The 24,721-nt window shown below is 74.6% G+C and carries 21 protein-coding genes; 12 read left to right on the forward strand and 9 right to left on the reverse strand.

The features are described from left to right. Window positions 1-348: 348 nt before the first annotated feature. Entirely contained in the window at window positions 349-969 is a 621-nt protein-coding gene (locus IF61_RS34995; RefSeq protein WP_030364191.1) for a LuxR C-terminal-related transcriptional regulator, read from the forward strand. Between the two features lie 14 nt (window positions 970-983). On the opposite strand, the gene IF61_RS0100870 is transcribed toward IF61_RS34995, so the two are convergent. Then, on the reverse strand, window positions 984-2,228 hold the full coding sequence (locus IF61_RS0100870) for an alpha/beta hydrolase (protein ID WP_030364192.1): 1,245 nt from the start codon (window positions 2,226-2,228) through the stop codon (window positions 984-986). A 158-nt stretch (window positions 2,229-2,386) separates the two neighbouring features. On the opposite strand from IF61_RS0100870, the gene IF61_RS0100880 reads away from it, so the two are divergent. Beyond that, on the forward strand, window positions 2,387-3,370 hold the full coding sequence (locus IF61_RS0100880) for a helix-turn-helix domain-containing protein (RefSeq protein ID WP_030364193.1): 984 nt from the start codon (window positions 2,387-2,389) through the stop codon (window positions 3,368-3,370). A gap of 192 nt (window positions 3,371-3,562) precedes the next feature. Here IF61_RS0100880 and IF61_RS0100885 read toward each other — a convergent pair whose 3' ends face one another. Both IF61_RS0100885 and IF61_RS0100890 read right to left on the reverse strand, forming a co-directional pair. Next, window positions 3,563-4,837, reverse strand: a complete 1,275-nt coding sequence (locus IF61_RS0100885; protein ID WP_030364194.1) for an MFS transporter — start codon at window positions 4,835-4,837, stop codon at window positions 3,563-3,565. An 88-nt stretch (window positions 4,838-4,925) separates the two neighbouring features. Next, window positions 4,926-5,495 carry a helix-turn-helix domain-containing protein gene (locus tag IF61_RS0100890; RefSeq protein ID WP_030364195.1) on the reverse strand — a complete coding sequence of 190 codons (570 nt, stop codon included), beginning with the start codon at window positions 5,493-5,495 and terminating at the stop codon, window positions 4,926-4,928. Between the two features lie 117 nt (window positions 5,496-5,612). Between IF61_RS0100890 and IF61_RS0100895 the strand changes: the two genes are divergently transcribed. Continuing rightward, window positions 5,613-6,470, forward strand: a complete 858-nt coding sequence (locus tag IF61_RS0100895; protein ID WP_030364196.1) for a class I SAM-dependent methyltransferase — start codon at window positions 5,613-5,615, stop codon at window positions 6,468-6,470. A 44-nt stretch (window positions 6,471-6,514) separates the two neighbouring features. On the opposite strand, the gene IF61_RS0100900 is transcribed toward IF61_RS0100895, so the two are convergent. Beyond that, complete coding sequence (locus IF61_RS0100900) at window positions 6,515-7,303, reverse strand: alpha/beta fold hydrolase (protein ID WP_030364197.1); 789 nt, start codon at window positions 7,301-7,303, stop codon at window positions 6,515-6,517. A gap of 215 nt (window positions 7,304-7,518) precedes the next feature. Here IF61_RS0100900 and IF61_RS0100905 point away from each other — a divergent pair, with 215 nt between their 5' ends. The 3 genes from IF61_RS0100905 (at window position 7,519) to IF61_RS0100915 (ending at window position 10,836) form a co-directional block, all read left to right on the forward strand. Beyond that, on the forward strand, window positions 7,519-8,325 hold the full coding sequence (locus tag IF61_RS0100905; RefSeq protein WP_052392292.1) for an endonuclease/exonuclease/phosphatase family protein: 807 nt from the start codon (window positions 7,519-7,521) through the stop codon (window positions 8,323-8,325). Between the two features lie 408 nt (window positions 8,326-8,733). Next, window positions 8,734-9,393, forward strand: a complete 660-nt coding sequence (locus IF61_RS0100910) for a DUF4142 domain-containing protein (RefSeq protein WP_043187451.1) — start codon at window positions 8,734-8,736, stop codon at window positions 9,391-9,393. Between the two features lie 6 nt (window positions 9,394-9,399). Continuing rightward, on the forward strand, window positions 9,400-10,836 hold the full coding sequence (locus tag IF61_RS0100915) for a DUF1996 domain-containing protein (protein WP_030364200.1): 1,437 nt from the start codon (window positions 9,400-9,402) through the stop codon (window positions 10,834-10,836). A 264-nt stretch (window positions 10,837-11,100) separates the two neighbouring features. Here IF61_RS0100915 and IF61_RS0100920 read toward each other — a convergent pair whose 3' ends face one another. Continuing rightward, window positions 11,101-12,189: a PucR family transcriptional regulator gene (locus IF61_RS0100920; protein ID WP_342667951.1), complete on the reverse strand. Its 1,089-nt coding sequence runs from the start codon at window positions 12,187-12,189 to the stop codon at window positions 11,101-11,103. 530 nt (window positions 12,190-12,719) lie between these two features. Here IF61_RS0100920 and IF61_RS31960 point away from each other — a divergent pair. The 4 genes from IF61_RS31960 (at window position 12,720) to IF61_RS0100940 (ending at window position 16,467) form a co-directional block, all read left to right on the forward strand. Further along, window positions 12,720-13,361, forward strand: a complete 642-nt coding sequence (locus IF61_RS31960; protein WP_043187321.1) for a hypothetical protein — start codon at window positions 12,720-12,722, stop codon at window positions 13,359-13,361. Then, the gene (locus IF61_RS0100930; RefSeq protein ID WP_030364203.1) at window positions 13,358-14,872 is read left to right on the forward strand and encodes an NADH-quinone oxidoreductase subunit NuoF family protein; all 1,515 of its coding nucleotides are present in this window, start codon (window positions 13,358-13,360) and stop codon (window positions 14,870-14,872) included. The genes IF61_RS31960 and IF61_RS0100930 overlap by 4 nt, the downstream gene beginning before the upstream one ends. Before the next feature lie 124 nt (window positions 14,873-14,996). Next, a complete protein-coding gene (locus tag IF61_RS0100935; RefSeq protein WP_030364204.1) occupies window positions 14,997-15,974 on the forward strand; it encodes an SCO0930 family lipoprotein in 978 nt (325 codons plus the stop codon). A 136-nt stretch (window positions 15,975-16,110) separates the two neighbouring features. Then, window positions 16,111-16,467 carry a peptidase inhibitor family I36 protein gene (locus IF61_RS0100940; RefSeq protein ID WP_030364205.1) on the forward strand — a complete coding sequence of 119 codons (357 nt, stop codon included), beginning with the start codon at window positions 16,111-16,113 and terminating at the stop codon, window positions 16,465-16,467. A gap of 74 nt (window positions 16,468-16,541) precedes the next feature. Here the strand turns inward: IF61_RS0100940 and IF61_RS0100945 are convergent, their stop codons facing one another. The 3 genes from IF61_RS0100945 to IF61_RS0100955 all read right to left on the reverse strand — a co-directional run bounded on the left by IF61_RS0100945 (window position 16,542) and on the right by IF61_RS0100955 (window position 19,298). After that, window positions 16,542-17,627, reverse strand: coding sequence for a polyprenyl synthetase family protein (locus IF61_RS0100945; protein ID WP_030364206.1), 1,086 nt, complete (start codon window positions 17,625-17,627; stop codon window positions 16,542-16,544). Window positions 17,628-17,793: 166 nt separating this feature from the next. Continuing rightward, a complete protein-coding gene (locus tag IF61_RS0100950; RefSeq protein ID WP_030364207.1) occupies window positions 17,794-18,291 on the reverse strand; it encodes a flavin reductase family protein in 498 nt (165 codons plus the stop codon). After that, window positions 18,288-19,298, reverse strand: coding sequence for a D-2-hydroxyacid dehydrogenase family protein (locus tag IF61_RS0100955; protein WP_030364208.1), 1,011 nt, complete (start codon window positions 19,296-19,298; stop codon window positions 18,288-18,290). The genes IF61_RS0100950 and IF61_RS0100955 overlap by 4 nt, the downstream gene beginning before the upstream one ends. Before the next feature lie 952 nt (window positions 19,299-20,250). Between IF61_RS0100955 and IF61_RS0100960 the strand changes: the two genes are divergently transcribed. Further along, window positions 20,251-21,768 (forward strand): glycoside hydrolase family 47 protein, encoded by a 1,518-nt coding sequence (locus IF61_RS0100960; protein WP_052392333.1) that lies wholly within the window; start codon window positions 20,251-20,253, stop codon window positions 21,766-21,768. A gap of 30 nt (window positions 21,769-21,798) precedes the next feature. Here IF61_RS0100960 and IF61_RS0100965 read toward each other — a convergent pair whose 3' ends face one another. Next, entirely contained in the window at window positions 21,799-22,470 is a 672-nt protein-coding gene (locus tag IF61_RS0100965) for a hypothetical protein (RefSeq protein ID WP_030364210.1), read from the reverse strand. A gap of 667 nt (window positions 22,471-23,137) precedes the next feature. On the opposite strand from IF61_RS0100965, the gene IF61_RS33805 reads away from it, so the two are divergent. Further along, a complete protein-coding gene (locus IF61_RS33805) occupies window positions 23,138-24,643 on the forward strand; it encodes a serine hydrolase (RefSeq protein WP_245684352.1) in 1,506 nt (501 codons plus the stop codon). Window positions 24,644-24,721 lie beyond the last annotated feature (78 nt).

Genomic DNA, 24,721 nt, shown 5'->3' on the forward strand with positions numbered 1-24,721 from the left:
CTTGCCCAGGGCGGTGGACGACACGCGAAGCCGGAAGGTATAGCGGGCATGCCCACCCTCCACAGCCGCCCCCACCCACACCACCCCGCCCCCACGGTCCCCGGCCGGGAGTCATGGCATCCCCAGCCCTCTGGAGGACCATATGCGCGACCGCCGCACACACGTACCCAATCCCACAGCCACCACCCCAACCAGCGAGCACGGGTACACACGTTCGCACCCCCGGCGGCACCCGACAGCGATACGGGCGCTCCGCGCCCTGAACCGGATACGGCGACGCTCCGCGCCGCAACACCCGGATGCGATTCCTCCCCGGCGTGAACGCCGGGGCCTCCTCGCAAGAAACAGGTGGAGGCCGTCGCCCTCGCCGTCGCCGGACTCCCGGCCCCGGCGCGGAAGCGGGCCTGCCGTCAGGCGCGGCTGATCCTGCGGACCCTGGAGGAGTGGGCGGAGGCGACCGGCGACCAGCGCGCCCGGGCCACGGTCCTGCACTGCCGGGCCGTGCTGGCCGCCACCGCGGCGCCCGCCTGCGCGGACCCGTGCTTCGGACGGGCCCTGGCGCTGGTGGAGCGCGTGGGCTCCGAGTTCGCCCAGGCCCGTACGAAGCTGGCGTTCGGCATGGCGCTGCGGCGCCTGCGGCGGCCCGGGGACGCCCGCGCGCACCTGCGGGGCGCGATGCTGCTGTTCGAGGCGTGCGGGGCGGAGGTGTGGACGGAGCGGGCCCGCGACGAGATGCGCGCCGCCGGGCAGGCCGAACCGGGCGGCCGGCCCCGGCCCGCGGCCTCACTCACCCCGCAGCAGCTGCGGGTGGCGCGGCACGTCGCCGAGGGCCGCACGAACCGCGAGGTCGCCGCCCTCCTCGCCGTCAGCCACCGGACCGTCGACCACCACCTGCGCAACGTCTTCGCCGCGCTCGGGATCCGCTCCCGCGTCGAGCTGGTCCACGTGCTGACGGCGCATCAGCCGTGAGGTTCCGTGCCCGCTCAGTGCGCCGGCAGGTGCCGGGCGAAGAACGAGCGCAGGTGGTGGCGCACCGCAGGCACCGCTGCGGCCGGGTCCGCCGTCCCGACCATCTTCGCGCGGTCGGCGGCCGTCACCAGCCCGGCGGTCTGCAACTGCGGCACCAGGGCCGCGTAGTCGGTGAACACCCAGTGCGCGGCGTGGTCGAGCTGCCGGCGGCAGGCGCGTCCCCGCGAGTGGGCGAGCACCGCGGGCCACGAGCGCTCCAGGGCCTTGCGGTCGCGGAAGCCGTCCGTGCCCAGCAGGAGCAGCGGCCGGGCGGCTCCGTACCGGGCGACCGGGTACAGCTCGCCCTGGCCGCCGGGCGTATCGGGAGCCCGGTCGAGGTAGCCCTCCAGGTCGGCAGCCGCACTGATGCGCCGGTCCTCGTACATCGCCAGGGCCGCCGCGGTGCCGCCCGCCGAGTGGCCGTAGACGCCGATGCTCCGCAGGTCCAGCGCCCGGCCGAGGTGTTCCGGCAGGGGGCGGCCCGCCGCGTCCGGGTTCCGCCCGGCGGCCAGTTCCTCCAGCCGGCCGATCACGAACCGGAGGTCGGCGACGCGGGTGTCGATCAGGGTGCGGAAGAGGCCCGGGTCCGTCCTCGGGTCGTAGCGCAGCACCGTCGGGCGGACGGTGTCCCGGCCGGTCATGGCGACGGGGAACTCCACTTCGCAGGCGTCGCCCGGGTGGTCGACGGTCACCACCACATAGCCGTGGCTCGCCAGTTCCTCCGCGGGGCCGGTGCCCATGGTGCGCGCGTCGCCGCCTCCCGGGCTGTACAGCAGGACGGGCCGCCGGCGCGCGGCGTCCGCGGGGGCGCCCGTGTACGAATGGGTGGTGGTCGCCGCCCAGTTCACGCCCGAGGCGGGCAGCTCCGGGTGGCTCCTGCGGCCGTCCGCGCCGAAGTCCGCGGCGGCGCCCGCGGTCATCTGCGGTGCGCGGCGGCAGCCGCGTACGGTGCGGGCCGGGTAGAACACGGACGCCATCACCTCGCGGACGGGGATCTCCGGCTCCAGCGGGTCGCGCCGGGAGCGGTCGACGAGGTAGAGGGTGGTGACCCCGGTCCAGTACGGGCCCGTCGGCGCCGGCAGCCGCAACGTGATGCCGTCCGCGGTCCCCCGCGCCTGCGCGGCGGCCGGGGTGGCGGTGCCGCCCGCGAGCAGCACCCCCGCAGTGGCCGCCAGGGCCGACTTGGTGACGGCCCGTCGGCCGACGTGACGATGAAGCATGGCGCTCCCCTTACCTGCGGTGATGTAGGTCCTTGTGCCACCCGGCGGCCGTTTGAGTGAATGCCGTGGGCACGGCCTGCATGCTGGTGCCCGGCGGCGGCCCCGGGCGAAGGTTCAGGCCCTGCCCGAAACGATGGCGCGGTGCCGGCGGGAGTGCAGTGATACGGATCCGGTTCTCGGCCGCGGACTTCGCGCGCGTGAGGTTCGCGCCGCGGCCCGTGCCGCTGCAGGCGCTCAACACGGCCTTCATGATGCTGTTCCGCGGCGACGACCACCTGCTCTTCGGCCGCTGGCGGCAACGGCTGCTCCGTAACCTGCCGGCGGCTGTGGAGCCCCTGGGCGACCTGGTCACCGCGGCCGGAGCCCCGCTCTTCCTCGACGAGTTCGGCGAGGAGTCCGGCGATGCACCGGAGCACGGCCTGGACGCCGTGCGGGCCGCTCCCCCGGGCCTGGTCCGTACGGAGCTGGAGCGCGTGTACGCCGGCCATCCGGCGCCGCCCCCGCCGTGGGTCCGCGACCTGCACCGGGGTGATGCCGGTGCCTGGCAGGTCCTCCGGCGCGCCCAGCACGCGGCGTTCGAGACGGCCGTGCGGCCGGTGTGGCCCCTCGTGCAGGACCTGCACCGGGCGGAGTTCACCCGCCACGCCCTGGCCGTGGCCGAGCACGGAGTCGGCGCGGCCCTCGCCGCGCTCGTGCCCGGCGGCCGGCTGCGGGGGGACGTCTGGGAGCTCCCGGCGCCCGGCGAGCGGGACCTCGCGCTGCGCGGCCGGGGCGTGCTGCTCCTGCCCGCGTTCCAGTGGACCGGCCATCCGCTCGTCGCCGACCTGCCCGGCCGGCCCCTCGTCCTGAGCTACGCGGCCGGCCCGGGCCTGCCCCTCTCCCCAAAGGGAGCGGGCGGCAGGGAAGGGTCCCTGGCCGAGGTGCTCGGGCGGACCCGCGTCGACGTGCTGGCCGTGCTCGCGCAGGAGCACACCACGAGCGGCCTGGCCCGGCGGCTCGGCGTCAGCAACGCCACCGCTTCCGCCCACGCCGCCGCGCTGCGCGGCGCGGGACTGGTCACCTCGGCGCGCGCGGGACGAGCGGTGCTGCACCGGCGCACGGACCTGGGGAGCCTGCTGCTGCGGGGGCGGGAGCACGGCTGACGCCGGCGCGGGAGCGCACGGAGCGGACGGAGCGGACGGTCAGCAGCGGGACGCCTGAAGAGCAGCTTGCCGCGAAGGGGCCGTATGCGCCGCGGGGCGGGCACCGCCGGCCGCTGCCGGGCTGGCGGGCGAGTGACCGGCGACGGCGCGACCGTCTCTGCCCGGCCGGGCGCCGGCGCGCGCCCTCTTCCCCTACGGCTGCGGCGAGCGCGCGTCGTAGCGCGCGAAGTTGCGCCACTGGACGGCGATGAGCGCGGTCGCCGCCAGGCAGGCGAGCCCGCCGCCGACGACCGCCCAGGACGGTGAGGCGAGGTCCGCGGCGGATCCCGCGAGGAAGTCGCCCAGGCGCGGCCCGCCCGCTACCACGACGATGAAGACGCCCTGGAGCCGGCCCCGCATGTCGTCGGGGGTGGCCGCCTGGAGCATGGTGGTGCGGAAGACCGCCGAGATGCTGTCGGCGCATCCGGCGAGCCCGAGGAAGAGCAGGCCGAGCCAGAGGTTGCGGCTCAGCCCGAAGACGGTGACGGCGGCGCCCCAGCCGCCGACGGAGAGCAGCACGGCGAGCCCGTGCCGGTGGATGCGGCCGAGCCAGCCGGAGAACAGCCCGCCCAGCACCGCCCCGACGGCGGGCGCGGCGACCAGCAGGCCGACGGTCTTGGTGTCCCCGCCGTACCAGAGCCCGGCTATGGCCGGGAAGAGCGCCCTGGGCTGGGCCAGGACCATGGCGGCCAGGTCGGCGAGGAAGGTGATGCGCAGGTTGGGGCGGGTGACGAGGAAGCGCAGGCCGCCCCGGACGGAGGCGCGTCCCTTCCCCGGCCGGCCGTCGCTCTTCTCGGGGCGCATGGAGGGCAGGCGCCACATCGCGTACAGGGCGAAGGCGAACGAGACCACGTCGACCAGGTAGGCGGCCTGGAAGCCCCAGAGGCCGACGACGGCGCCGCCGAGCATGGGGCCGCCCATGAGCCCGAGGTTCGTGGTCAGGGAGGTCAGGGCGTTCGCCGCGGGAAGCTGCTCCGGGGACAGGAGCTTGGGGATCATCGCGCTGCGGGCCGGGCTGTTCATGGCGAAGCAGACCGACTGCAGGGCGACGACCGTGTAGAGCAGCCACACCTGCCGCAGGTCGAGCAGCGCGGCGGCGGCCAGCACGACGGACAGCAGTGTGGCGCCGGAGGCGCTGGCCAGGCCGAGGGTCCGGCGGTCGACGGTGTCGGCGACGGCTCCGCCGTACAGGCCGGCGGCTATCAGCGGGACGAGGGAGCACAGGCCGACCAGGCCCACGGAGAACGTGGAGCCGGTGATCGCGTAGACCTGCAGGGAGACCGCGAGGGCGGTCATCTGCTGGCCCACCCAGGACACGGTGTTCCCGGCCCACAGGCGGCGGAAGTCCGCGGAGCGGCGCAGAGGGGTGATGTCGGCGAGGTAGCGGGTGCGCTGCGCGGGCCGGGCGGCGGGGGGAGCTTCGGGCACGGGACGTCTCCGGGGATGGGCACAAGGGCGGCAGCCCACAACATCGCCACGGAGGTCCGCCTGCGGCAACAGGAATTTTGAGCGAGTGTCAGGTCTCGTCCGCCGGCCGGGCGCGGACGTGCATGCGCTCGCCCTGGGGGCCGAACAGGCTGATGATCTCCACGGGGCCGTCGCCGGTGGAGCCGAACCAGTGCGGCAGCCGGGTGTCGAACTCGGCGACCTCTCCCGTCTGGAGCACGATGTCGTGGTCGGCGAGCACCATCCGCAGCCGGCCGCTGAGCACGTACAGCCACTCGTAGCCCTCGTGGGTGCGCGGCTCGGGCGTGCTCCGGGTGGGGCCGATGACCATCTTGAAGGCCTGCAGCCCGCCCGGCTGCTGGGTCAGCGGCACCACGGTCGAGTCTCCGCGGCGGACCGGTTTGAGGCGGACCCGCGGGTCGCCGACCGGGGGCGCGCCGACCAGCTCGTCGAGGGGCACCTGGTGGGCGTGCGCGATCGGCAGCAGCAGCTCCAGGCTCGGCTTCCGCTGCCCGGACTCCAGCCGGGACAGCGTGCTGACGGAGATCCCTGTGACCTCCGACAGCGCGGCGAGGGTGCACTGGCGCTGCCTGCGGATGCGTTTGAGCCGCGGTCCGACGGCGGCGAGCACTTCTTCCATCCCTCTATTGCAGAAACAGCAACAAGGTTTGTCAAGGAGTCCGGTCAGGCCGCACAGTCTGCGCCAAGACGGCACGAACGCGCGCCCGGCACGGGCACGAGACCAGGAGCGGATGAGATGGCGGACGAGACGAACGACTTCGACTGGGCCGCGCTGGCGGGCATGCTGGAGCTCGAGGGCGAGGCCCACAGCCCCTACGTGCAGCAGGCCTTCGAAGAGCTGGAGCGGCTGGTTCCGGCGCCGGGGCGGATCCTGGACGTCGGCAGCGGCCCGGGGGTCGCGGCCTGCCGGCTCGCGTCGGTGTTCCCGCGGGCCGAGGTCGTCGCGGTCGACGGCGCGCCGGAGCTGCTGGCCCTGGCGGAGAAGAGGGCCGCGCGGCTCGGCGTCCGGCTGCGGACGCGGGCGGCGGAGTTCCCGGAGGGGCTCGACGGCCTGGGGACCGCGGACCTGGTGTGGTCCGGGCAGGTGGTGCACCACGTCGGCGACCAGCAGGGCGCCCTGGACCGGCTCGCCGGGCTGCTCGCGCCCGGCGGCGTGCTGGCCGTCGTCGAGGGCGGGCTGCCGGCCCGGTGCCTGCCGCGCGACCCGGGCTTCGGACGGCCGGACCTGCACAGCCGCCTGGACGCGGCGATGGCGGGCCGCTTCGCCCGGATGCGCGAGGAGCTGCCCGGGTCCGTGGCGGTGACCGAGAACTGGTCCGGGATGCTGCGGGCGGCCGGCCTGACCGAGGTGCGGAGCAGGACCTTCCTCGTGGACCGGCCGGCGCCCCTGGACGAGGAGACACGGAAGTTCGTGCGGCAGACGCTGGAGCGGCAGCGCCGCATCAGCGCCGAGGCGCTGGACGCGGAGGACACGGCGACGCTGGACCGGCTGCTCGATCCGGCCGACCCCGCGGGGGTCGACCACCGTCCGGACCTGTTCCTGCTGGTCGCGAAGACGGTGCATTTCGGCCGCCGCCCGGCGGCACGCTCCTGATCGCCGAGCCGGACTGACGCGGGCTCCCCTTCACGTACCGCCGTTCACGTGCCGCGCTCGCACTCCGCGAGGAAGTCCAGCACCAGCGGGCTCGCCACCGCCCGGAACTCCTCGAAGTAGGCGTGCCGGGCGCCGGGGATCAGGTGCAGCCGGGCGCCCGGGATGCGGTCCGCGAGGAGGCGCGCGTTCGCGGCGGGGTTGAGGAGGTCGTCGCCGCCGTGCACCACCAGCGTGGGCGCGGAGACGCCGGGCAGCGCGTCCCACGCGTCGTGCCCGTTGCTGGCCGCCAGGTGCCGGCGCCGGGCGTACGCCGGCATGGCCGGATCGCCCAGCACGCGGGAGGGGCCGCCATGCGCGGCGGGCCAGGCCGGGGTGTACATCAGGGCGCGCAGCGCCTGCCCCGCAGCGGGCCCGGGCCGGGCCAGGGACCTGCGGACTTCGTCGCTGCGCTCGACCGCGTGCCCGCCGCCCGGCGACGTGCAGCCGAGGACCAGGGCGCGCACCCGCTCCGGGTGCCGGACGGCGAGCTGCTGCGCGACGCGTCCGCCCATGGAAGTGCCGTAGACGTGGGCGCGCTCGACACCGAGGGCGTCGAGGACCGCGATCACGTCCTGCGCGAACCCCTCGGTGCTGTACGGCTCGTCGGGCTTATCGCTCGCGCCGGTGCCGCGGTAGTCGAGGGTGACGGTGCGGTGGGCGGCCCGGAAGTCGTCGCGGACGCCGTCCCACCAGTGGTGGTTGTTGGCCTGGCCCGCCAGCAGCACGAGCGGGGACCCGTCCCCCTCGGTCTGATAGGCGATGCGGATCCCGTCCGCGGTCCCGGCGTACGGCATGGGCGCATCCTTCCGGCAGGTTCGTGCTGGTGACGATCAGTCACAGTAAGCATCACAGGCACCAGAAGCCGCAGTGACCGGCATCACGGGAACGCGCCGCGGCGAGCGGACGGCGGCAGGATCCGGGCGCCGGGGCCGCCGCGCTCCTTGCCCCCGCGGCCGCGCACCGGGAGGATCCTCTGGGACGTTCCGGACCCTCCCGACGAGGAGGCACCATGCCTGCCCCTGTTCCGCACGCCGGCCGGTGGGGACTGCGCGTGATGACGTTCAACCTGCGGTACGCCTCGGAGAACGACCCCCATCCGTGGTCGCGGCGCCGGCCCGTGATGCGGCGGCTGCTGCGCCACGAGAGACCCCACGTGCTGGGGACACAGGAGGGCCTGCACCGGCAGCTGCGCGACATCGCCGAGGACCTCGGCCCCCGCTACGCCTGGCTCGGACTGGGCCGGCACGGCGGCAGCCACGACGAGTTCGGGGCCGTCTTCTACGACGCCCTGCGGCTCGCGCCGGAGGAGTTCGACCACTTCTGGCTGTCCGGCACCCCGTCCCTCATCGGCTCGGCCACCTGGGGAAACACGGTCGTCCGCATGGCGAGCTGGATCCGATTCACGGACCGGCACTCCGGTGCGGGCTTCTACCTCCTCAACACCCACCTCGACCACGCCCACCAGTACGCGCGGGAGCGCAGCGCGGAGCTGATCACCGAGCGGCTGCGGGCCCTGGACCCGGCGCTCCCCCGCATCGTCACGGGCGACTTCAACGTCCCGGCCCACGCCAACCCCGTCTACGACGCGCTGCTCGGCGGCGGCGCCCTGGCCGACACCTGGGACACCGCGGCCGAACGCGGCCCGCAGTACGCGACGTTCCACGGCTACCGGCCGCTGGTCCCGGACGGGGACCGCATCGACTGGATCCTGGCGTCTCCGCCGGTCCGTACGCTGCAGGCCGCCGTCAACACGTACTCCCTCGACGGCCGCTTCCCGAGCGACCACCTCCCGGTGCAGGCGCTCGTCGAGCTGTGAGCGGGCACGGGGTCAGCCGCGGGGGGCGGTCCCGGCCGCGCGGGTGAGCAGGCAGGGGACCACCGCGTGGTGGACGGGGGCGGCGGCGCGGCGTAGCCGGGCGCCGTGAACGCGCCGACGCCCGGGACGTCGCGCGGGACCCGGACGCGCCGGACACGTGAAGTGGTCATGTTCCAGGGCTCCTTCGGCGTCGGCTGATGTGAACATTCCGTGCGCGCGCGGAACGGTAGCAGCGTAGGACGGCCCGGGACGGGGGTTTGTCACCGGGGGCGAATCCTCGTCCGCCGCGTTCGCGCGGCGATTAGCGTCCGTGGGCGTTCAGCCGAGTCGAGCGAAGAAGGTGCCATGCGACCGGTACGTCCCTTGCGATCCGCACGCCCCTTGCGGTCCGTGTCCTCCCTGCGATCCGTGTCTTCCCTGCGGGCGCTGTCGCCCGCGTCCCGGCGGACCCTCGGCACCGGGCTCGTCGTCTTCTCGCTCGCCGCGACCCTGCTGGCACTGCTGATCCCCGTATACCTCTTCGGCGGTGCCGGGACCGCGGCGGCCAGTGCGCGCACCGCGTGGACCGACGACGGCGAGGGCACCCGGCAGACGCCGTCGGGGCCGCTGACCGCGCTGGACCGGGACTTCGTCCGGCGGGTCCGCCTCGCCGGGCTCTGGGAGAAGCCCGCGGGGAAGCTCGCCCTGGAGCGCGGCACCACGGACGCCGTGCGGATGGCCGGCGAGCACCTCGTGGACGGCCACACCGAGCTCGACCAGCGGTCCGCGGACACGGCCCGCTCCCTGGGCGTGAGCCTGCCGGAGCGGCCGAGCGCCGAGCAGCAGGGGTGGCTGGACCAGTTGCAGGGCTCCCGGGGCGCGGCCTTCGACCGGCTCTTCGCGAACCTCGTGCGCACCGCCCACGGCAAGGTCTTCGGCCTGGTGGCCCTCGTACGCGACCGCACTTCCAACGCGCTGGTACGGGCCCTGGCGACGCGCGCCAACACCGTCGTCCTCGACCACATCACCGTCCTCGAGAACACCGGACTCGTCGACTTCCCCCACCCAGGCGACAATGAAAAGAAGTGACCCCACATGATGCGACAGGCCCACAAACGCTCGAAGTTGAGGACCCGGGCGGTGGTCGCGGCCGCGGCGCTGCTGCTCGGCGGAGGCGGTACGGCGATCGTCGCCAACCACGCCTCGGCCGGGGCCGCCCGGGACGCCGGCGGAAGCGAGCGGCAGAACGTCTCACCGGCGGCGACGACCATCTCCTGCCCCGACGTCGGCGACCGGCTGCGGGACGTCCCCGCCGCCGCGCAGCCCGCCGTCTCCCGGGGGCTGTCCCAGCTCGACGCCCAGGTGGCCCAGGCCTACGGGCGGCTGACGGGCGCCGGTCACGACTCCGGCGGCCACGACTCCGGCGGCCACGGCGGGGCGGACGCGGGTGCCGGCGCGGTGCTCGGCGACCTCCAGCAGCAGCGCACCGAGACCATAGGCCGCATCGCCGGCTCCATGCGCGCCGCGGGGAACACCGGCTCCGCCACGGACGGGCTCACCGGGCTGAGCCGCTGCACCACCAGCGAGGTCAGCACGGCAGCGGCCGACGACTCCTCCCGGCCCCTCAGCTCCCAGCTGGGCGACCGGGGCATGCCGGGCGGCCCGTCCCGCGCCGACTTCGCCGACATCAGGAACGCCCCCGTGAAGCGCACCCCCGCCGCCGGCCGGGCCGGCTCGACCGGCACGTTCACCACTGTTTGCGGACGCAATGAAAATGGGCACTTCAACCCCGACAACGTCATCGTGACGCCCGGGGTGCGCAACGGCGCACACCACATGCACGATTACGTGGGCAACAAATCCACCGACGCCTTTTCCACCGACGCGAGCCTCGCCGCCGCAGACACGACCTGCACCAACGGGGACAAGTCGACGCACTACTGGCCCGTGCTGCGCGTCCTCAACGGAAAGGCCGCGCCGGACGCGAATGCGCCCGGCGGCGGGCACGACGGGAACATGGGAACCATCCTGCGGCCCGCGTCCGTGACCCTGCAGTTCCGCGGCAGCCCGGCGACGAAAGTGACCGCGATGCCGCGATTCCTCCGCATCATCACAGGAGACGCCAAAGCACTCACGAACGGGCTCGCCAACGCGAATGCCTCGTGGAGTTGCACCGGCTTCGAGAACCGGCAGCTGAAGGACAAATACCCGATCTGCCCGGACGGCTCGGACGTGGTCCGCACCTTCGCCTTCCAGAACTGCTGGGACGGGCGCAGCACCGACAGCGCCAACCACCGCACCCACGTCGCCTTCGCCCGCGCGGACGGCTCCTGCCCGCGGGGCTTCCGGGCCGTGCCGCAGCTGGTGCAGCGCATCACCTACGACGTGCCCGCCGGCGTCCCGTTCGCCGTGGACAGCTTCCCCGAGCAGCTGCACAAGCCCGTCACCGACCACGGGGACTTCATCAACGTGATGCAGGACGCCCTGATGGCGAAGGCGGTGTCCTGCATCAACTCCGGCCGGACCTGCTGACACCCCCAGCCCCCGGCGCGGGTGCGCTCACCCCCCACTGCCACCCGCGCCGGGAAGGCGGCGGCCCCGAACTGCCGGATTCGGGGCCGCCGTGTGCCGTTCCGGCGGATCAGTTGTGTCTCCGGTTGCGGTCGGCTGACCTTCCGCCGGACTCTCGCCGCTGCGGCTTCTCGCCGTTGCGGCGGGTCTTTTTTGCCGCAACGGCGGCGCCGTCCGGCGCGGGGCACGTCCGCACGTGCCCGTTCCACGGCGCCACGCCACGGCTCACAGGCCGTTGACCCGGGCCGCCCGGCCCGCCGCCCCGAGAGGGTGTACCGCGGCGCCGAGGGCCCGGGCGGAGCCGTGGGCCCGGGAGCGCAGCAGCCGGGCCCTGGCCATGAGCCGCCGGCTGCGGAGGGCGAGCTCCAGCTCGAAGCGGCTGTGCGGCTCGCGCATCGCGGGCCCGAAGAGCTTCTCGATCTGGCGGAGGCGGTAGCGGACCGTCTGCGGGTGCACGTTGAGCGTGCGGGCCGCCTCCGGGGCGCCGCCGCTCTCCAGCCAGGCCAGGAGCGTCACTTCCAGGCGCTCGCTCTGCCGCGGGGTGAGGTCGTCCAGCGGGCGCAGCCACCGCGCCGACAGGGCCCGCGCCAGGGACTCGTCCTGCAGCACGAGCAGGTCGGACAGGTGGTCGTCGACGAAGGTGATGCGTTCGGCCGGGCCGGTCACCGCTCCCGCGAGCCCCAGCAGCCGGCGCGCCCAGCGCAGCGACGCGGCGGCCTCCGCGACGGGCACGGAGTGGCCGACGGCGGCCGGGCGGCCGCCGAGCGCCGCGTCCAGGGCCGCCTCCAGGGCGGGGCGGGCGCGCGGCCCGGGGTCGGGGATCAGCAGGCACAGGTCGGCCTCGACCGTGCCGGGCAGGCCCTGGCCGAGCGCCGCCGCCAGCTGGGAGGTGAGCTGCGGGGAGGGCGGGGGCACGAGGTGGGGCGCGGGCACCGGCGCGTCCGCGGTGCCGGCGCCGGCGAGGACGACGGCCCGGACCCGGCGCGGCAGCGGCCAGGCCGCCTGGGCGGCGAGTTCGGCGAGCACGTCGGCGGGGATGCACCGGTCGTCGGCGAGGGCGGCGAAGAGGGCCTGGCGCGCCCGGGTGCCGGGCATGGGGGTGACGACGCGGGCCGGTTTTCGCCGCTGCTGCGGTATGCGGGGTTGCTGCGGGTCCGGCGCGGGCCGCAGCCCGAGGGTCAGCAGCAGCGCCTGCTCGACGGCGGCCTGTGTCGCTTCCGTGCCGATGCGCCGGGAGACCGCCGCGAACGCCGGTGTGCTGCGCTGCAGTTCCTCGACCACCTGGGCGGCGACCGCGGGGAGCTCCTTTCTCACCACCCGGGTCCACTCGCCGCGCGGTCGTGACCAGATGCGGTTAAGGATTTCGCACATCGTCTACCTCCGGACTTCCGTACCGGGCGCGAGGGACGGGAAGCCGTGCATTGCGGTCCGGGCCCTCTCGCCTGAGTGGGCATCATCAGCAGTCGGCGGCCGCCGGGGGGACAGCCGTACGGGAATTTGTCACAGCGCGATAAACCTTATGAAGATCCTGCGGAGATGGACGATGCTTCTGCACATTCGGCCGCCGGACCTCCGGTGGCCGGCCGGTCACACCGCGTGAATTCAACAAGGGCCCTCCCGGCGGACAACGCCGATGCGAGGGATTTCCGGATTTCTCAGGAACACGGGCGGTTGCCGGAAGCACCGGCGGCCACCTGTCGGAGACCCGCATGCACATGTCGCGAATGCAAACCATCCCGCCGCCGCCCCGACCGCGGCCACGGCCGCGCCCACGGGCCCGGCCCCGCGGCCGGTCCCGCCCCGCCGCCGGGAGCCGGGCCGGCAGGGCGCGGGGCCGGCCGCAGATGCGGCCCTCGGCCCGCCCGGCCCTGCCCGCGGCGATCCTGCTGCTCCTCGCCGTCGCCGCACAGGCCGGCGTGGCCGAACGGACGCAGGAGTTCCTCGACTTCGGCGCGGGAGTGCTCGCGCTCGTCTCGCTCACCTCCACGGTGCTGTGGGGTCTGGCGGCGACCGACCGGCGCCTGCTGGGCTCGGCCCACCGCCTCCTCGCCCAGGGCGTGCACCGCGGACTGGCCGTGGCCGGGCTCGGCTTTCTCGCCCTGCACATCTGGGTCAAGGTTGCCGAGGACCGTACCAGCCCGGCGGCCGCGGCCGTTCCGTTCGCCGACAACGGGCAGCCGTTCCTGATCGGCCTGGGCACGATGGCGGGTTACCTCTTCGTCGCGGTGGCCGTCAGCGGTGCCTTCCGCAGCGCGTTCAGCAGCGTCGGCGGCTCGCGCCGGTGGCGGGCTCTGCACATGGCGGCCTACCCGGCCTGGGGCGCGGCCCTGGTGCACGGCCTGCACGCGGGCCGGCCGGCGGCCGGCTGGGCCACCGCGGCGTACGCGCTGTGCCTGGCAGGAGTGGCCGCCGCCCTGACCCTGCGCCTGCGCGCACGGCTGCGCGAGGAGCGCGCGGAGCGCACCGGCGCCGGGGGGCAGTCATGAACCGGACCGCACCCGGGCCCGTGCCCTCCCTGGCCACCGTCGGACCGCCGCGGCTGCTGGCGGGGCTGGACGAGACGGCGTGGATGGACCGCGAGGCCCACCTGGCCGCGCACGGCCCCGCCCCCGGCCCGGACGTGGACGAACTCGCCGCGCTCGCCGAGGACATCGGGCTGCGCGGCCGGGGCGGCGCGGGCTTCCTGTTCGCCCGCAAGCTGCGCGCCGTCGCCGCGGCGCAGCGCCGCAAGGGCTCCTCCGCGTCCGTCGTCGTCAACGGCAGCGAGGGCGAGCCCGGCTGCCTCAAGGACACGGCCTTGCTGCTCTACGCGCCCCACCTGGTCCTTGACGGCGCGCTCATGGCGGCGCGGGCCCTCGGCGCCGACCGCGTGGCCGTCGGCGTGACCCGGCCCGACGTCGAGCGGTCGGTGCGGCGCGCCCTCGCCGAGCGCGGGCCGGAGCCCGGGCCGCAGGCCGACGTGACCCTGCTGCCCGAGCGCTTCGTCACCGGCGAGAGCTCCGCGCTCGTCCGCGGCATCGAGGGCGGCCCGGCCCTGCCGTCCGGGCGCAGGGTCCGCACGAGCGAGAGCGGACTCGGCGGCGCCCCCACCCTGCTCTCCAACACCGAGACGTTCGCCCAGCTCGCCGCCGCGGCGCGGCTCGGGGCCACGGGCTACGGAGCCTGCGGGCTGCCCACCGAGCCCGGCACCGTGATGCTGACGGTGGCCGGCACCCACGTCGTGGAGACGCCGACCGGCGTGCCCCTGACGTACATCCTCGACCTGTGCGGGACCGCACCGGGCCAGGGTGTGCTGGTCGGCGGCTACCACGGCAGCTGGCTGCCGCCCGAGGCGGCCCGCGCGGCCACGGTCTCCCGCGACTCGCTCGCCGCGGCCGGCGGCGTCCTCGGGGCCGGCGCGGTGCTGCCGCTGCCCGAGACGACCTGCCCCGTGGGCGAGGTCGTGCGGATGGCCCGGTGGCTGGCGGCGCAGTCGGCCGGGCAGTGCGGGCCGTGCGCCCTCGGCCTGCCCTCCCTGGCGGACGCGCTCGCCGAGGCGGCGGACGGCGGCGGGCAGCGTGCCCTGGACGCCGCGCGCGCCCGGATGTCGGCGGTGGAGCAGCGCGGCGCGTGCGGGCACCCCGACGGCAGCGCCCGCTTCGTGGCGTCCGCCCTCGCGGTCTTCGCCGACGAGTTCGCGGCCCACGCCCTCGGGCACGGCTGCGCCCGCCCGGTGCTCGGCGCCCTGCCGCTGCCCGAGGGGGAGCTGCACACCGCCGTGTCCGGGGCCCGTACGGACTCCTCCGCGCAGGCCCCGGCCGAACAGCTGCTGGTGGACTGGACGCTGTGCCGGGGGCACGGCCTGTGCGCGGACCTGCTCCCCGGGCTGCTGCGGCTCGGCGCGGACGGCTATCCCGAACGGGCCGTGATGCCCCTGCCCGCACGGATGCGCGGACGGGCCCTGCGAGCGGTGCGGCGCTGTCCCGCCCTCGCCCTGCGCATCGCGGCCGCCGGCTGAACACCTCGTGCCGCTTTCTGTCACCGGATGACAAGTTTCCGGCCCCGCTGAGCGTACGGCGGGCCGGCCCCGTATCTCCCCTGCAACGGCGGACCACCGCCGGCACACGAGCAAAGGACGATTCATGAACAAGCTGCGTCACGCCTCCCTCGCGGGAACGGCGATCACGGTCATGGTGCTCACGGCGGCCTGCGGCGGCAGCGGCTCGTCGGCGAAGGACGACTACGGCAAGGCCCCGGCCGGGAGCTCCTCGAAGATCGGCGAGGGGTACGGGGCGGGCCCGGCCGGCTCCTACGGCTCCGGCGGCTCCTCGCAAACACAGGCCAAGAACGCCCCGGCCAAGGAGATGACGGTGCGTGAGGCCCCGGGGATCGGCTCCGTCGTCGCGGACAGCGCCGGCATGACCCTCTACCGCTTCGACAAGGACACGGCCCAGCCGCCCGCTTCCATGTGCGACGGCGACTGCGCGAAGGCCTGGCCGCCCGTGCCCGCCGGCGACGCGACCGCCGCGTCCGGGATCGGGGCGGCGGTCGGGGAGGTGCAGCGCACCGACGGCACGAAGCAGCTCACCCTCGCGGGGTGGCCCGTCTACCGCTACGCCAAGGACACCGCGCCCGGCGACACCAAGGGGCAGGGCGTCGGCGGCACGTGGAGCGCCTTCGCTCCCGACGGCAAGAAGGCCGGCGGCGGCAAACAGGACGGATCACAGGGCGGGAAGCCGGACGCGCAGGCCCCCGCCGGCGTCTCGGTGGCGGACAACCCCGCCCTCGGCAAGATCGTCGTCGACGGTAAGGGCCGTACGCTCTACCGGTTCAACAAGGACAGCGCCTGGCCCATGAAGTTCGCCTGCACCGGCACCTGCCTGGACACGTGGAAGCCGGCGGAGCCCGTCGAGAAGAGCGCCGTGCGCGGGGTGCCCGACAAGCTGATCGGCACGGTCACGCGGCCGGACGGCACGAAGCAGCTGGCGGTCGACTGCTGGCCGGTGTACTGGTTCACGGGCGACAAGAAGCCCGGCGACACCGCGGGGCAGGGCAAGCAGGGGCTGTGGTTCGCCGTGAACGACCAGGGCAAGAAGGTCACCTCGGCACCGCAGGGCTGACGCGGGGCGTCCCCGGGGCGGCGGACACGTGTGTGCTCCTTACGGGTGCGCCGCCGGGGAGGTCACGCCCGTGCCCCGCTCCGCGCGCAGGACGCTCTCTCCGTAACCCGCCCCACGCACATCCCCGGAGGAAGAGATGATCGCGTCCCGCGTCCGTGCGTCCCTCGTTCTTGCAGCCGCGGCGGCCCTGTGCCTGCCCTGCGCCCCGCCGGCCTCCGCCGCCGCGGCCCCCGCGTGCCCGGGAGGGTCGGTCTGCTTCTACAGCGCCGAGAACTTCGGCGGAAAGGCCTGGGAGTGGACCGCCAACAGCGGCTACCGCGACCTGCCGCCGGTGCTCCACGACCACGTCGGCTCGTTCGTCGCCTCCACCGACGCCTGCTTCAAGGGCTACGAGCCCAGTGAGAAGCGCGTGACGCACAACGGCGACTGGCGTTCCACCTACCTCAGGGACTTCGGAGGCAGGATGGACGGGGTCGGCCCGGGCAGGTGCTGAGCACTGCCGGCGCCCCGGCCACGCGCGCACTGACGTAGCGCCACGCCGCACGACGGACCGCGCGTCCCCCCGGATCACGCGGTCCGTACGGCCGCCTCCCGGGCCAGGCCGCGCAGCGCCGTGCGCGCGGCGGGCGGGAAGGCGTCGTGGTCGAGGGCCTGTTCGGCCTGGGCGCAGCGGGACTGGATGAGCTGCTCGACGGTCGCGTGGGCGCCGGTCTCGGCGAGCAGGCGGCGGATGCGGTCGGCGCCCCGCTCGTCCAGGTCGGGGTTGCCGAGCAGGGTGTGCAGGACCCGCCGCTGAGCGCGGTCGGCGCGTTCGAGGGCCAGGGCGACGAGGGTGGTGTGCTTGCCGTCCCTGAGGTCGTCCAGGCGGGACTTGCCGGTGACGGCCGGGTCGCCGAAGACGCCGAGGAGGTCGTCGCGGAGCTGGAAGGCGTCGCCCAGCGGCAGGGCGTAGTCGCTGAGCAGGGCGCGGAAGGCCGGGCCGGCGCCGGCGAGGGCGGCGCCGATGTGCAGAGGGCGCTCCACCGTGTACTTGGCGGTCTTGCAGCGGGCGATCGCGAGCGCGTAGGAGGTGCTCGCCGTGGGCCGGCCGGTGGCCAGCAGGTCGAGGCACTGGCCGTACATCACCTCGGTGCGCATCGCGTCGATCAGCGGAAGGAGGTGCGCGAGGCGGCCGGGGCGCAGCCCGGCGGTGTGCAGGAGCTCGTCGGACCAGACGAGGGCGACGTCGCCGATGAGGACGGCGGCGCTGCGGCCCAGCCGGTCGGCGCAGGCGCTGCTGCGGCCGGTGCGGTGGCGGTCGGCGAAGGCCCGGTGGACGGTGGGCCGCCCGCGGCGGGTGTCCGAGTCGTCCATGAGGTCGTCGTGGATGAGGGCGAACGCGTGGAACATCTCCAGCGAGGCCGCCACTCTCACGGTGGGGGCGGGGATGCCGTGGCCGCCCGCCGCGTGCCAGCCGATGACGCACAGCAGGGGCCGCAGGCGTTTGCCGCCGGAGAAGAGGAAGTTCCGGAGGAACGCCGTGACCACCGCCGGATGGCTGTCCGCGGCGGCCTCGCGGGCCTTCTCCTCCAGGAATGCGGACAGCACGACATCGACCCGGCCCCGTATGGCGGGCAGGTCCAAGGGCGTGGTCGCGAGATCAGGGGTCGACATGAGGCGGTTCCCTCCAGTGTCGCGTCCCGTCGCGAATATACCGCCGGGCGGGTCCCGTTCATCAGCAGCGCTCGGGGAGCGAACGGAGCACCGCGCGCCGTCGTACCTACGGGGAGACCCCGGGGGCGCCCCCGGGGCCGCCTGTGGTGCCTGCCGTGCCGTGGTGTCAGGTCCGCGCGGGCACGCTGGAGCCGACGGGGCGCAGGACGCCCTGCAGGTGGACCAGGCCGGCGCCGGGCTCGCCCGGCTCCGCGTGCTCGACGGCGGCCACGACCAGGTGGTGGTCGCCGACGCGGATCACCTCGCGGCGCGAACAGACGAGCCGCGCCCGGCAGCCCTCCAGGAGCGGTACGTGGTGGGGGCCTCCGGTCCAGCGCGTTGGCGGCGCGAACCGGTCGGTTCCCCGGGCGGCGAATCGTTCCGCCAGATCGGTCTGGCCGGCCCCCAGGACGTGGATGCCGTACCAGCGCGCGTCCTTGACGCGCGCCCAGGTGGACGAGGAGTCGGCGAGCGCGAAGGAGACCAGGGCGGGTTCGGCGCTGAGCGAGGTGAAGGAGGTGATGGTCACCCCGGCCGGACCGGCCGGGGTGGGCGCCGTGAGGACCGCCACGCCCGACGCGTGGGCCCGGAGCACCGAGCGCAGGGTGGCCGCGTCGACGGTCACTGCCCGGCCCCGGTCCGGGCGAGGTCCGGGCGGGCCGGCCCCGGGTGCCCGCCGAGGAGCCGGACCGGCGTCCCCGCGAGGTACGCCCGGATGTCCTCGACGGCCTGGCCGTAGTACGTCGCGTAGTTGGCGCGGGACACGTAGCCGAGGTGCGGGGTCGCGAGGAGGCGCGGCGAAGTGCGCATCGGGTGGTCCACGGGCAGCGGCTCGATGTCGAACACGTCGATGCCCGCGCCCGCGATGGTCCCGGTGTGCAGGGCCTCCACGAGCGCGTCCTGGTCGACGATCGCGGCCCGCGAGGTGTTGATCAGGTAGCTGGTGGGCTTCATCAGACCGAGCTCCGCGGCACCGAGAAGACCGTGGGTCCGGTCGCTCAGCGCGAGGTGGACGGATACGAAGTCGCTGGTCCGAAGGAGCTCTTCCTTCGACGCCGCGAGGCCGACGCCCACCTCGTCGGCCCGCTCCTCGGTGAGGTTTTGGCTCCAGGCCACCACGTCCATGCCGAACGCGAGGCCGACCTGGGCGACCCGGCCGCCGATCTTCCCCAGGCCGAGCAGGCCGAGGCGGCGGCCGTACAGGTCGACGCCGACGGTGGACTGCCAGGGGCCGCCCAGGCGCAGGGCGGTGGCCTCGGGCACGATGCCGCGGGCCAGGCCGAGGAGCAGCGCCCACGTCAGCTCGGCGGGCGGAGTGGAGGAGCTGGCCGTGCCGCACACGGTGACGCCGTGCCGCTCGGCGGCGGCGTAGTCGATGACGGAGTTGCGCATGCCGGAGGCGACGATCAGCTTCAGCCGGGGCAGCCGGGCGAACAGCGACGCCGGGAAGGCGACGCGCTCGCGCAGGGTGACGGCGATGTCGAAGCCGGCGAGGGCGGCGGCGAGGGCGTCCTCGGTGCCGAAGTGACCGGGGAAGGAGACGACGTCGACGTCATCGGCGACGGGCGACCAGTCGGCGGCGGTGGTGGCGACGGACTGGAAGTCGTCGAGCACGGCGCAGCGGAGTTTCATGTCAGCGCTTTCCCTTGGGGTGTGGATGGCGGTCACGTGTCGGTGCGATGGGGCTTTGCAGCCGGGCGGCCCAGTCGTGTCGGGTGCCGGTCGGGGCTTCGCAGCCGGGCGGCCGTGTCATGCCGGATGCCGGTCGGGGCCTTGTTCGCGTCGGGTGTCGGTCGGGTGGTTACAGCCGGGTGCCCCTGTCATGTCGGGTGCCGGTCGGGGCTTCGCAGCCGGGCGGCCCTGTCACGGCGGTGCCGGACAGGTCTTCGCAATCGGGCGCCCACGTCGTGCTGGTCGGGTTCGCGGGAATGCGGGCGGCCCGTGGACGTCCGGATCATCCGGCCGCGGGCAGGGCGTCGAGCCGGGCGCGCCCGGGTCTCCAGGCCGACCGTGTCGCGAGCGGGGACCGGGGCCCGGACGGTGCCGCGCCCGCCCGCTGCCCGGCGCGCCGCCGGGGCCCGATGGCGCGCCGGGCGGGTGACGGTCGTCGGGGGCAGCGTCGCGGGCCGGCGACGAACAGCGGGCCCGGAGACCCGGGCAGCGAATCCGTAGCGGCGGCGACCGGCGAGGCTGACGGGTCGTGCCCGCACGGAAGTTGACCGCGCCCCGGCGGCATCCGGGTCGGCTGCGGCGGATGCAGCCGGGACACCCGCGGCGGCGATGACGCCGACGGCGCCCGCGCAGATGACGCCGTACCCGCCGGAGGCGGCCCCGTGCCCGGATCGCGATGCGCCATGTCGGAACTCACGCCCATCCCCCAAAGGCCTGGTTTTTGATCATCCTGGCCAAGGCGGCCGATGGAGGTCAATGGAGGCCGGACAGGCCGGTGGAGTGATCCGGGACACAAGAGCCCGGGGGCTCCGCGAGGAGCTCCGCCGCGCCTGCCGCCCGCAGCGGCGGAGCCGACGCATACTGCGATCAAGTGTCCGGGTGGGGAACCGGTGACCAGGAGGACCTGCCCGTCATGACGTACGCATCGCTCGGCGCCCGGACGGCCCGGCTCGGGCCCACGACCCGCCGCAGCCTGCTCCGCGCGCTCGCCGTCACGGGCGGGCTCGCGGCGAGCGCCGGGCCCGGTCTCCTGGCGGAGCCGGGCGGCGGGCGGCGCGCCGTGGCGCCGCTGCCCGGCGGCACGTCCCGTTCGCTGCCCCGGGCCGCGCCGCCCGGCGCGCGGCGGCGGGCGGCGCGGCCGGACCGGGCGAAGGCGCAGGAGATCCGCGCCGAGTTCGGCCACGCGTGGGAGGGGTACAAGCGCTTCGCCTGGGGGCACGACGAGGTGCTCCCGGTGTCGGGCCGCCACCGCGAGTTCTTCGCGAAGAACCACCCGGTGGGCCTGTCGATCGTCGAGGCGGTCGACACGCTGCACCTGATGGAGCTCGACGACGAGGTCGACCGCTGCGTCGACTGGATCAAGGATCACCTGGACTTCGACGTGAACGCCGACTTCCAGGTGTTCGAGTCCACCATCCGGCTGGTGGGAGGCCTCCTCTCGGGCTATCTCGCCACCGGCGAGAAGGAGCTGCTCAGCCGCTGCACGGACCTCGCGGACCGGCTGCTGCCCGCCTTCACCGCGTCGCCCACCGGCATGCCCTACCGGTACGTCAATCTTCGGACGGGGCACGTCCGGGGCGCCACGCTGCCGCTGGCCGAGATCGGCACCAACGTGCTGGAGTTCGGGGCGCTGTCCCGGCTCACCGGCGACGCCCGGTACCGGCGGGCGGCCGAGGGGGCCCTGCGCGCGATCGTCGAGCGGCGGTCGTCGCTCGACCTGCTCGCCACCCGGATGAACGTGGAGACCGGCCGGTGGGCCGACCGGGAGAGCGTCGCCGTGAACCCGCCTGCGGACTCGTTCTACGAGTACCTGTGGGGCGCGTGGGTGATGTTCGGCGACAAGGAGTGCCGGGACTGGTTCCGCATGTTCGCGGCCGCCATGCGCCGGCACCAGGCCGAACACGTGGACGGGCGGCTCTGGTTCAAGCACGTCGACTTCGCCACCGGGGAGCTCATCAGCCGCAGGGCGTCCGCGCTGTCCGTCGCCGTGCTGCCGGTCGGCGGGGACAACGAGCTGGCCGCCGGCCACTACCGCTCCTGGACGGCCGTCCTCGACAAGTACGAGGTCGTCCCCGAGGAGATCGACTACGGCCGCGGGCTGAAGGTCCTCAGCCCGCGGAACGACCTGCGCCCCGAATACGCCAACTGCGCCTTCCAGATGTACTGGCAGACCGGGGACCCGTACTACCGGACGACGGCGTGGCGCTACTTCCAGAACCTGAAGCGGCACCACCGCGTGCCGGGCGGCTACACGGTGCTCACCGACGTCACCAAACGGCCGATGGCCAAGGGCGACCACTGCCCGGCGTACGTGTTCGCCGAGAACTTCAAGTGGCTCTACCTCACCTTCGCCGAGCCTCCGCGCTTTGACTACGAGCGGGGCTGGCTCAGCACGGAGGGGAAGGTCCTCGACGGCTTCCGGGACGCGTGACCCCTCGGTCAGGGCCCCGGCTGACGGTCATCAGGGCTTGAGCTGCTGCTTGACCTCCGCGACCTGCGGCCCGGTGTCCACGGCCGGGACCTTCCAGCGGTCGTCGCTCTTCGTCCCGTCCGTGTAGACGATCGTGCCGCCCCTGGCCTGTGCTGGCGTGAGGTCGAAGACCTTGGCGCGCACCTGCGACGCCCCCGGTGCGATGCCGCCGGAGTGCCGGTACTTCTCCAGGACCACCTCGGCGGCGTTGCCGTTGCCCGCCGGGACGGACTGCCCGTCCGCGGCGACCCAGCGCCAGCCGCCGCCCTTGGCGGGCGCCTCCTCGTCGGCGGGGTTGGCGCTCAGCGACTTCTCCAGCAGCGTCACCACGGCGAACGTGCCGTGCTGCGGTGTCACGCGGCCGGCCGCCCGCGCGTAGACGACAGTCGCCGGGGTGATCTCCAGGATGCCGACCGTGCCCGCTCCGACGGTCCGCGAGGGCTCGCCGAAGGCGAGTGCGGCGCCCTTGGGGCCGCTGTCGGAGGCGGTGGGGACGGAGGGGACGGTGGGCCGTGGCGTCGCCGGTGACGTGGCCGGTTTGCCGGTGGTGACCTGCGACGGGCTGGTGCCGCCGCTCTTCGCGTCGTCGTCGTTGCAGGCGGTGAGGGTGAGGCAGCCGACGGCGGTGACGACGGCAGCGGCGGCGAGCAGGTTCTTGCGCATGGATTCCCCCCAAGGCTTCGGCGCGCACGGGGACCGTACTGCCGCCGGGACGACCGCGGAGGGCCGTTGACCGAGCCGGTACCAACAGGATGCTTCCGTGACGAACACCCACTCATCGGATCCGTTGATTGGTAACGGAACCAGCAGGTATGTCGCTCTCGTCTAGCACGTCGGTTCGAAGACGAGTGGTGACGATCTGGAGGAGGCACCGGTGGCAGGCGAGTCCCCCGGCATGGCGGAGCGGAAGAAGGAGCCGGCGGAGACCGCCCAGTCCTCGCCGGAAGCTCCGGAGCGGTCCACCGGTATCCCGGCGCGTCCGGGAGGACTTCCGGACCAGTCGCCGGAAACTCCGGAACAGCCGGCGAAGACTCCGGAGTGGGCACTGGAGCCCCGGAAGCAGCCGGCAGAGGCTCCCGAGCGGCCCGCCGACGCCCCGGCACAGCCGCGGACGGCTCCCGGCCGGTCGGCGGAGGCTCCGGCACAGCCGGAGGAGACTCGGAAGCCTTCAGCGGAGACTCCCGGGCAGCCGGCACATGTTCCGGCGCAGCCGCAGGCGGCGCCGGAGCCGCCGGAGGGCGCTCCGAAGCCGTCAGCAGAGCCTCCCCGGCAACCGGCCCGGGCCCCGGCACAGCCGGGGGACGCTCTGACGCAGCGAGCCGACGCTCCCGTGCGGCCCGCCGACACCTCGGCACAGCCGCAGGCGGCTACCGAGCAGCCGCCGGAGGGTGCTCCGGCGCCGCCGGCAGAGGCTCCCCCGCAGCCGGCTCAGGGCCCGGCGCAGCCGAAACCGCAGCCGGACGCTCCGGCAAACCCCCGGCCGGAGGCTGCCCCGCACGCCCCGTCGACCCCCCGGCCGGAGGCTGCCCCGCCTTCGGCGGACACCCCGCCCCTCGCCCTGCTGGCGCAGCTGACGAACCGCCCCGCGCCCCCGCCCACCGCGGCCCGCACCGTGGCGCGGCGGCTGAAGATCTGGTCACCGCTCGTCCTGCTGCTCGCCGTCCTCCTCGGCACCGTCCAGCTGCTCCGGCCCCTGCCGGACCCGAAGTTCGTGGTGGCGGGAGACCCGTACACCTTCACGGGTGACGCGTTCGCGATGCCCTGGCCGGGCGAGGGGCAGGCCGCGGCCGAGGTCGTGGGCGTCGGCAGCCTGGGCACGTACGGCGAGCAGAAGCCCGTACCGACGGCGAGCGTCGCCAAGGTCATGACCGCGTACGTGATCCTCAAGGACCACCCGCTCAAGGCCGGCGAGGAGGGCGACCGGATCGCGATCGACGCCACGGCGGCCAAGGAGGCGGGCGCCGAGGAGGAGTCGCGGGTGGACGTGTCGCAGGGGCAGAGCTACACCCTGTTCCAGATGCTGCAGATGCTGCTGATCCCGTCCGGCAACAACATCGCCCGGCAGCTCGCCCGCTGGGACGCGGGGTCCGAGGACGCCTTCGTGAAGAAGATGAACGAGGCGGCGAAGGAGCTCGGCATGGACGACACGACGTACACCGACCCGAGCGGCCTGGACGCGTCGACCGTGAGCACCGCCGTGGACCAGGTCGAGCTGGCCCGGGAGGTCATGAAGAACGACGTCCTCCGCAAGATCGTCAAGATGCCCAACGCCGACGTCCCCGGCCTCCCCGGCCGCATCTACAACAACAACGACGACCTGCTCGTCAGCAACCCGGGCGGGCTCGGCATCAAGACCGGGTCGAGCGGCCCGGCGGGCGGTGCGCTGATGTGGGCGGCGAAGCGGACGATCGACGGCAAGGAGCGCCTGATCGTCGGCGCCACCATGGCCCAGCGACAGGCGGGCAGCAACGACGCCAACGCCCACCTGAAGGTCGTCAAGGAGCGCAGCTACAAGATGATCAAGGCGGTGCAGGACGCCCTGGTTCCCGCGACCGTCGTCCGTAAGGGTGATGTCGTCGGGCACGTGGACGACGGGCTCGGCGGCCGGACGCCGGTCGTCGCGACCAAGGACCTGCAGGCCGTGGGCTGGGGCGGCCTGAAGGCGAAGCTGGAGCTCACCGGCGGCGGCAAGCTCGTCCCGCACGAGGCCAAGGCCGGTACGGAGATCGGCGCGCTCGCCGTCGGGACCGGGCCGGGCCGGGCGCAGGTGCCGGTCGCGCTCCAGCGGGACCTGGCGGCGCCGGGCGCGGGGGCCAAGCTGACCCGCCTCGGGTGAGGCACGCGCGCACCGTGTGAAGTTCTGCTGTTGGCCCGCTTAAGAAAACCTCGATGGACTTCACGGTCATCACTGGGC

This window comes from Streptomyces roseoverticillatus, assembly GCF_000719265.1.
GTDB lineage: Bacteria > Actinomycetota > Actinomycetes > Streptomycetales > Streptomycetaceae > Streptomyces > Streptomyces roseoverticillatus.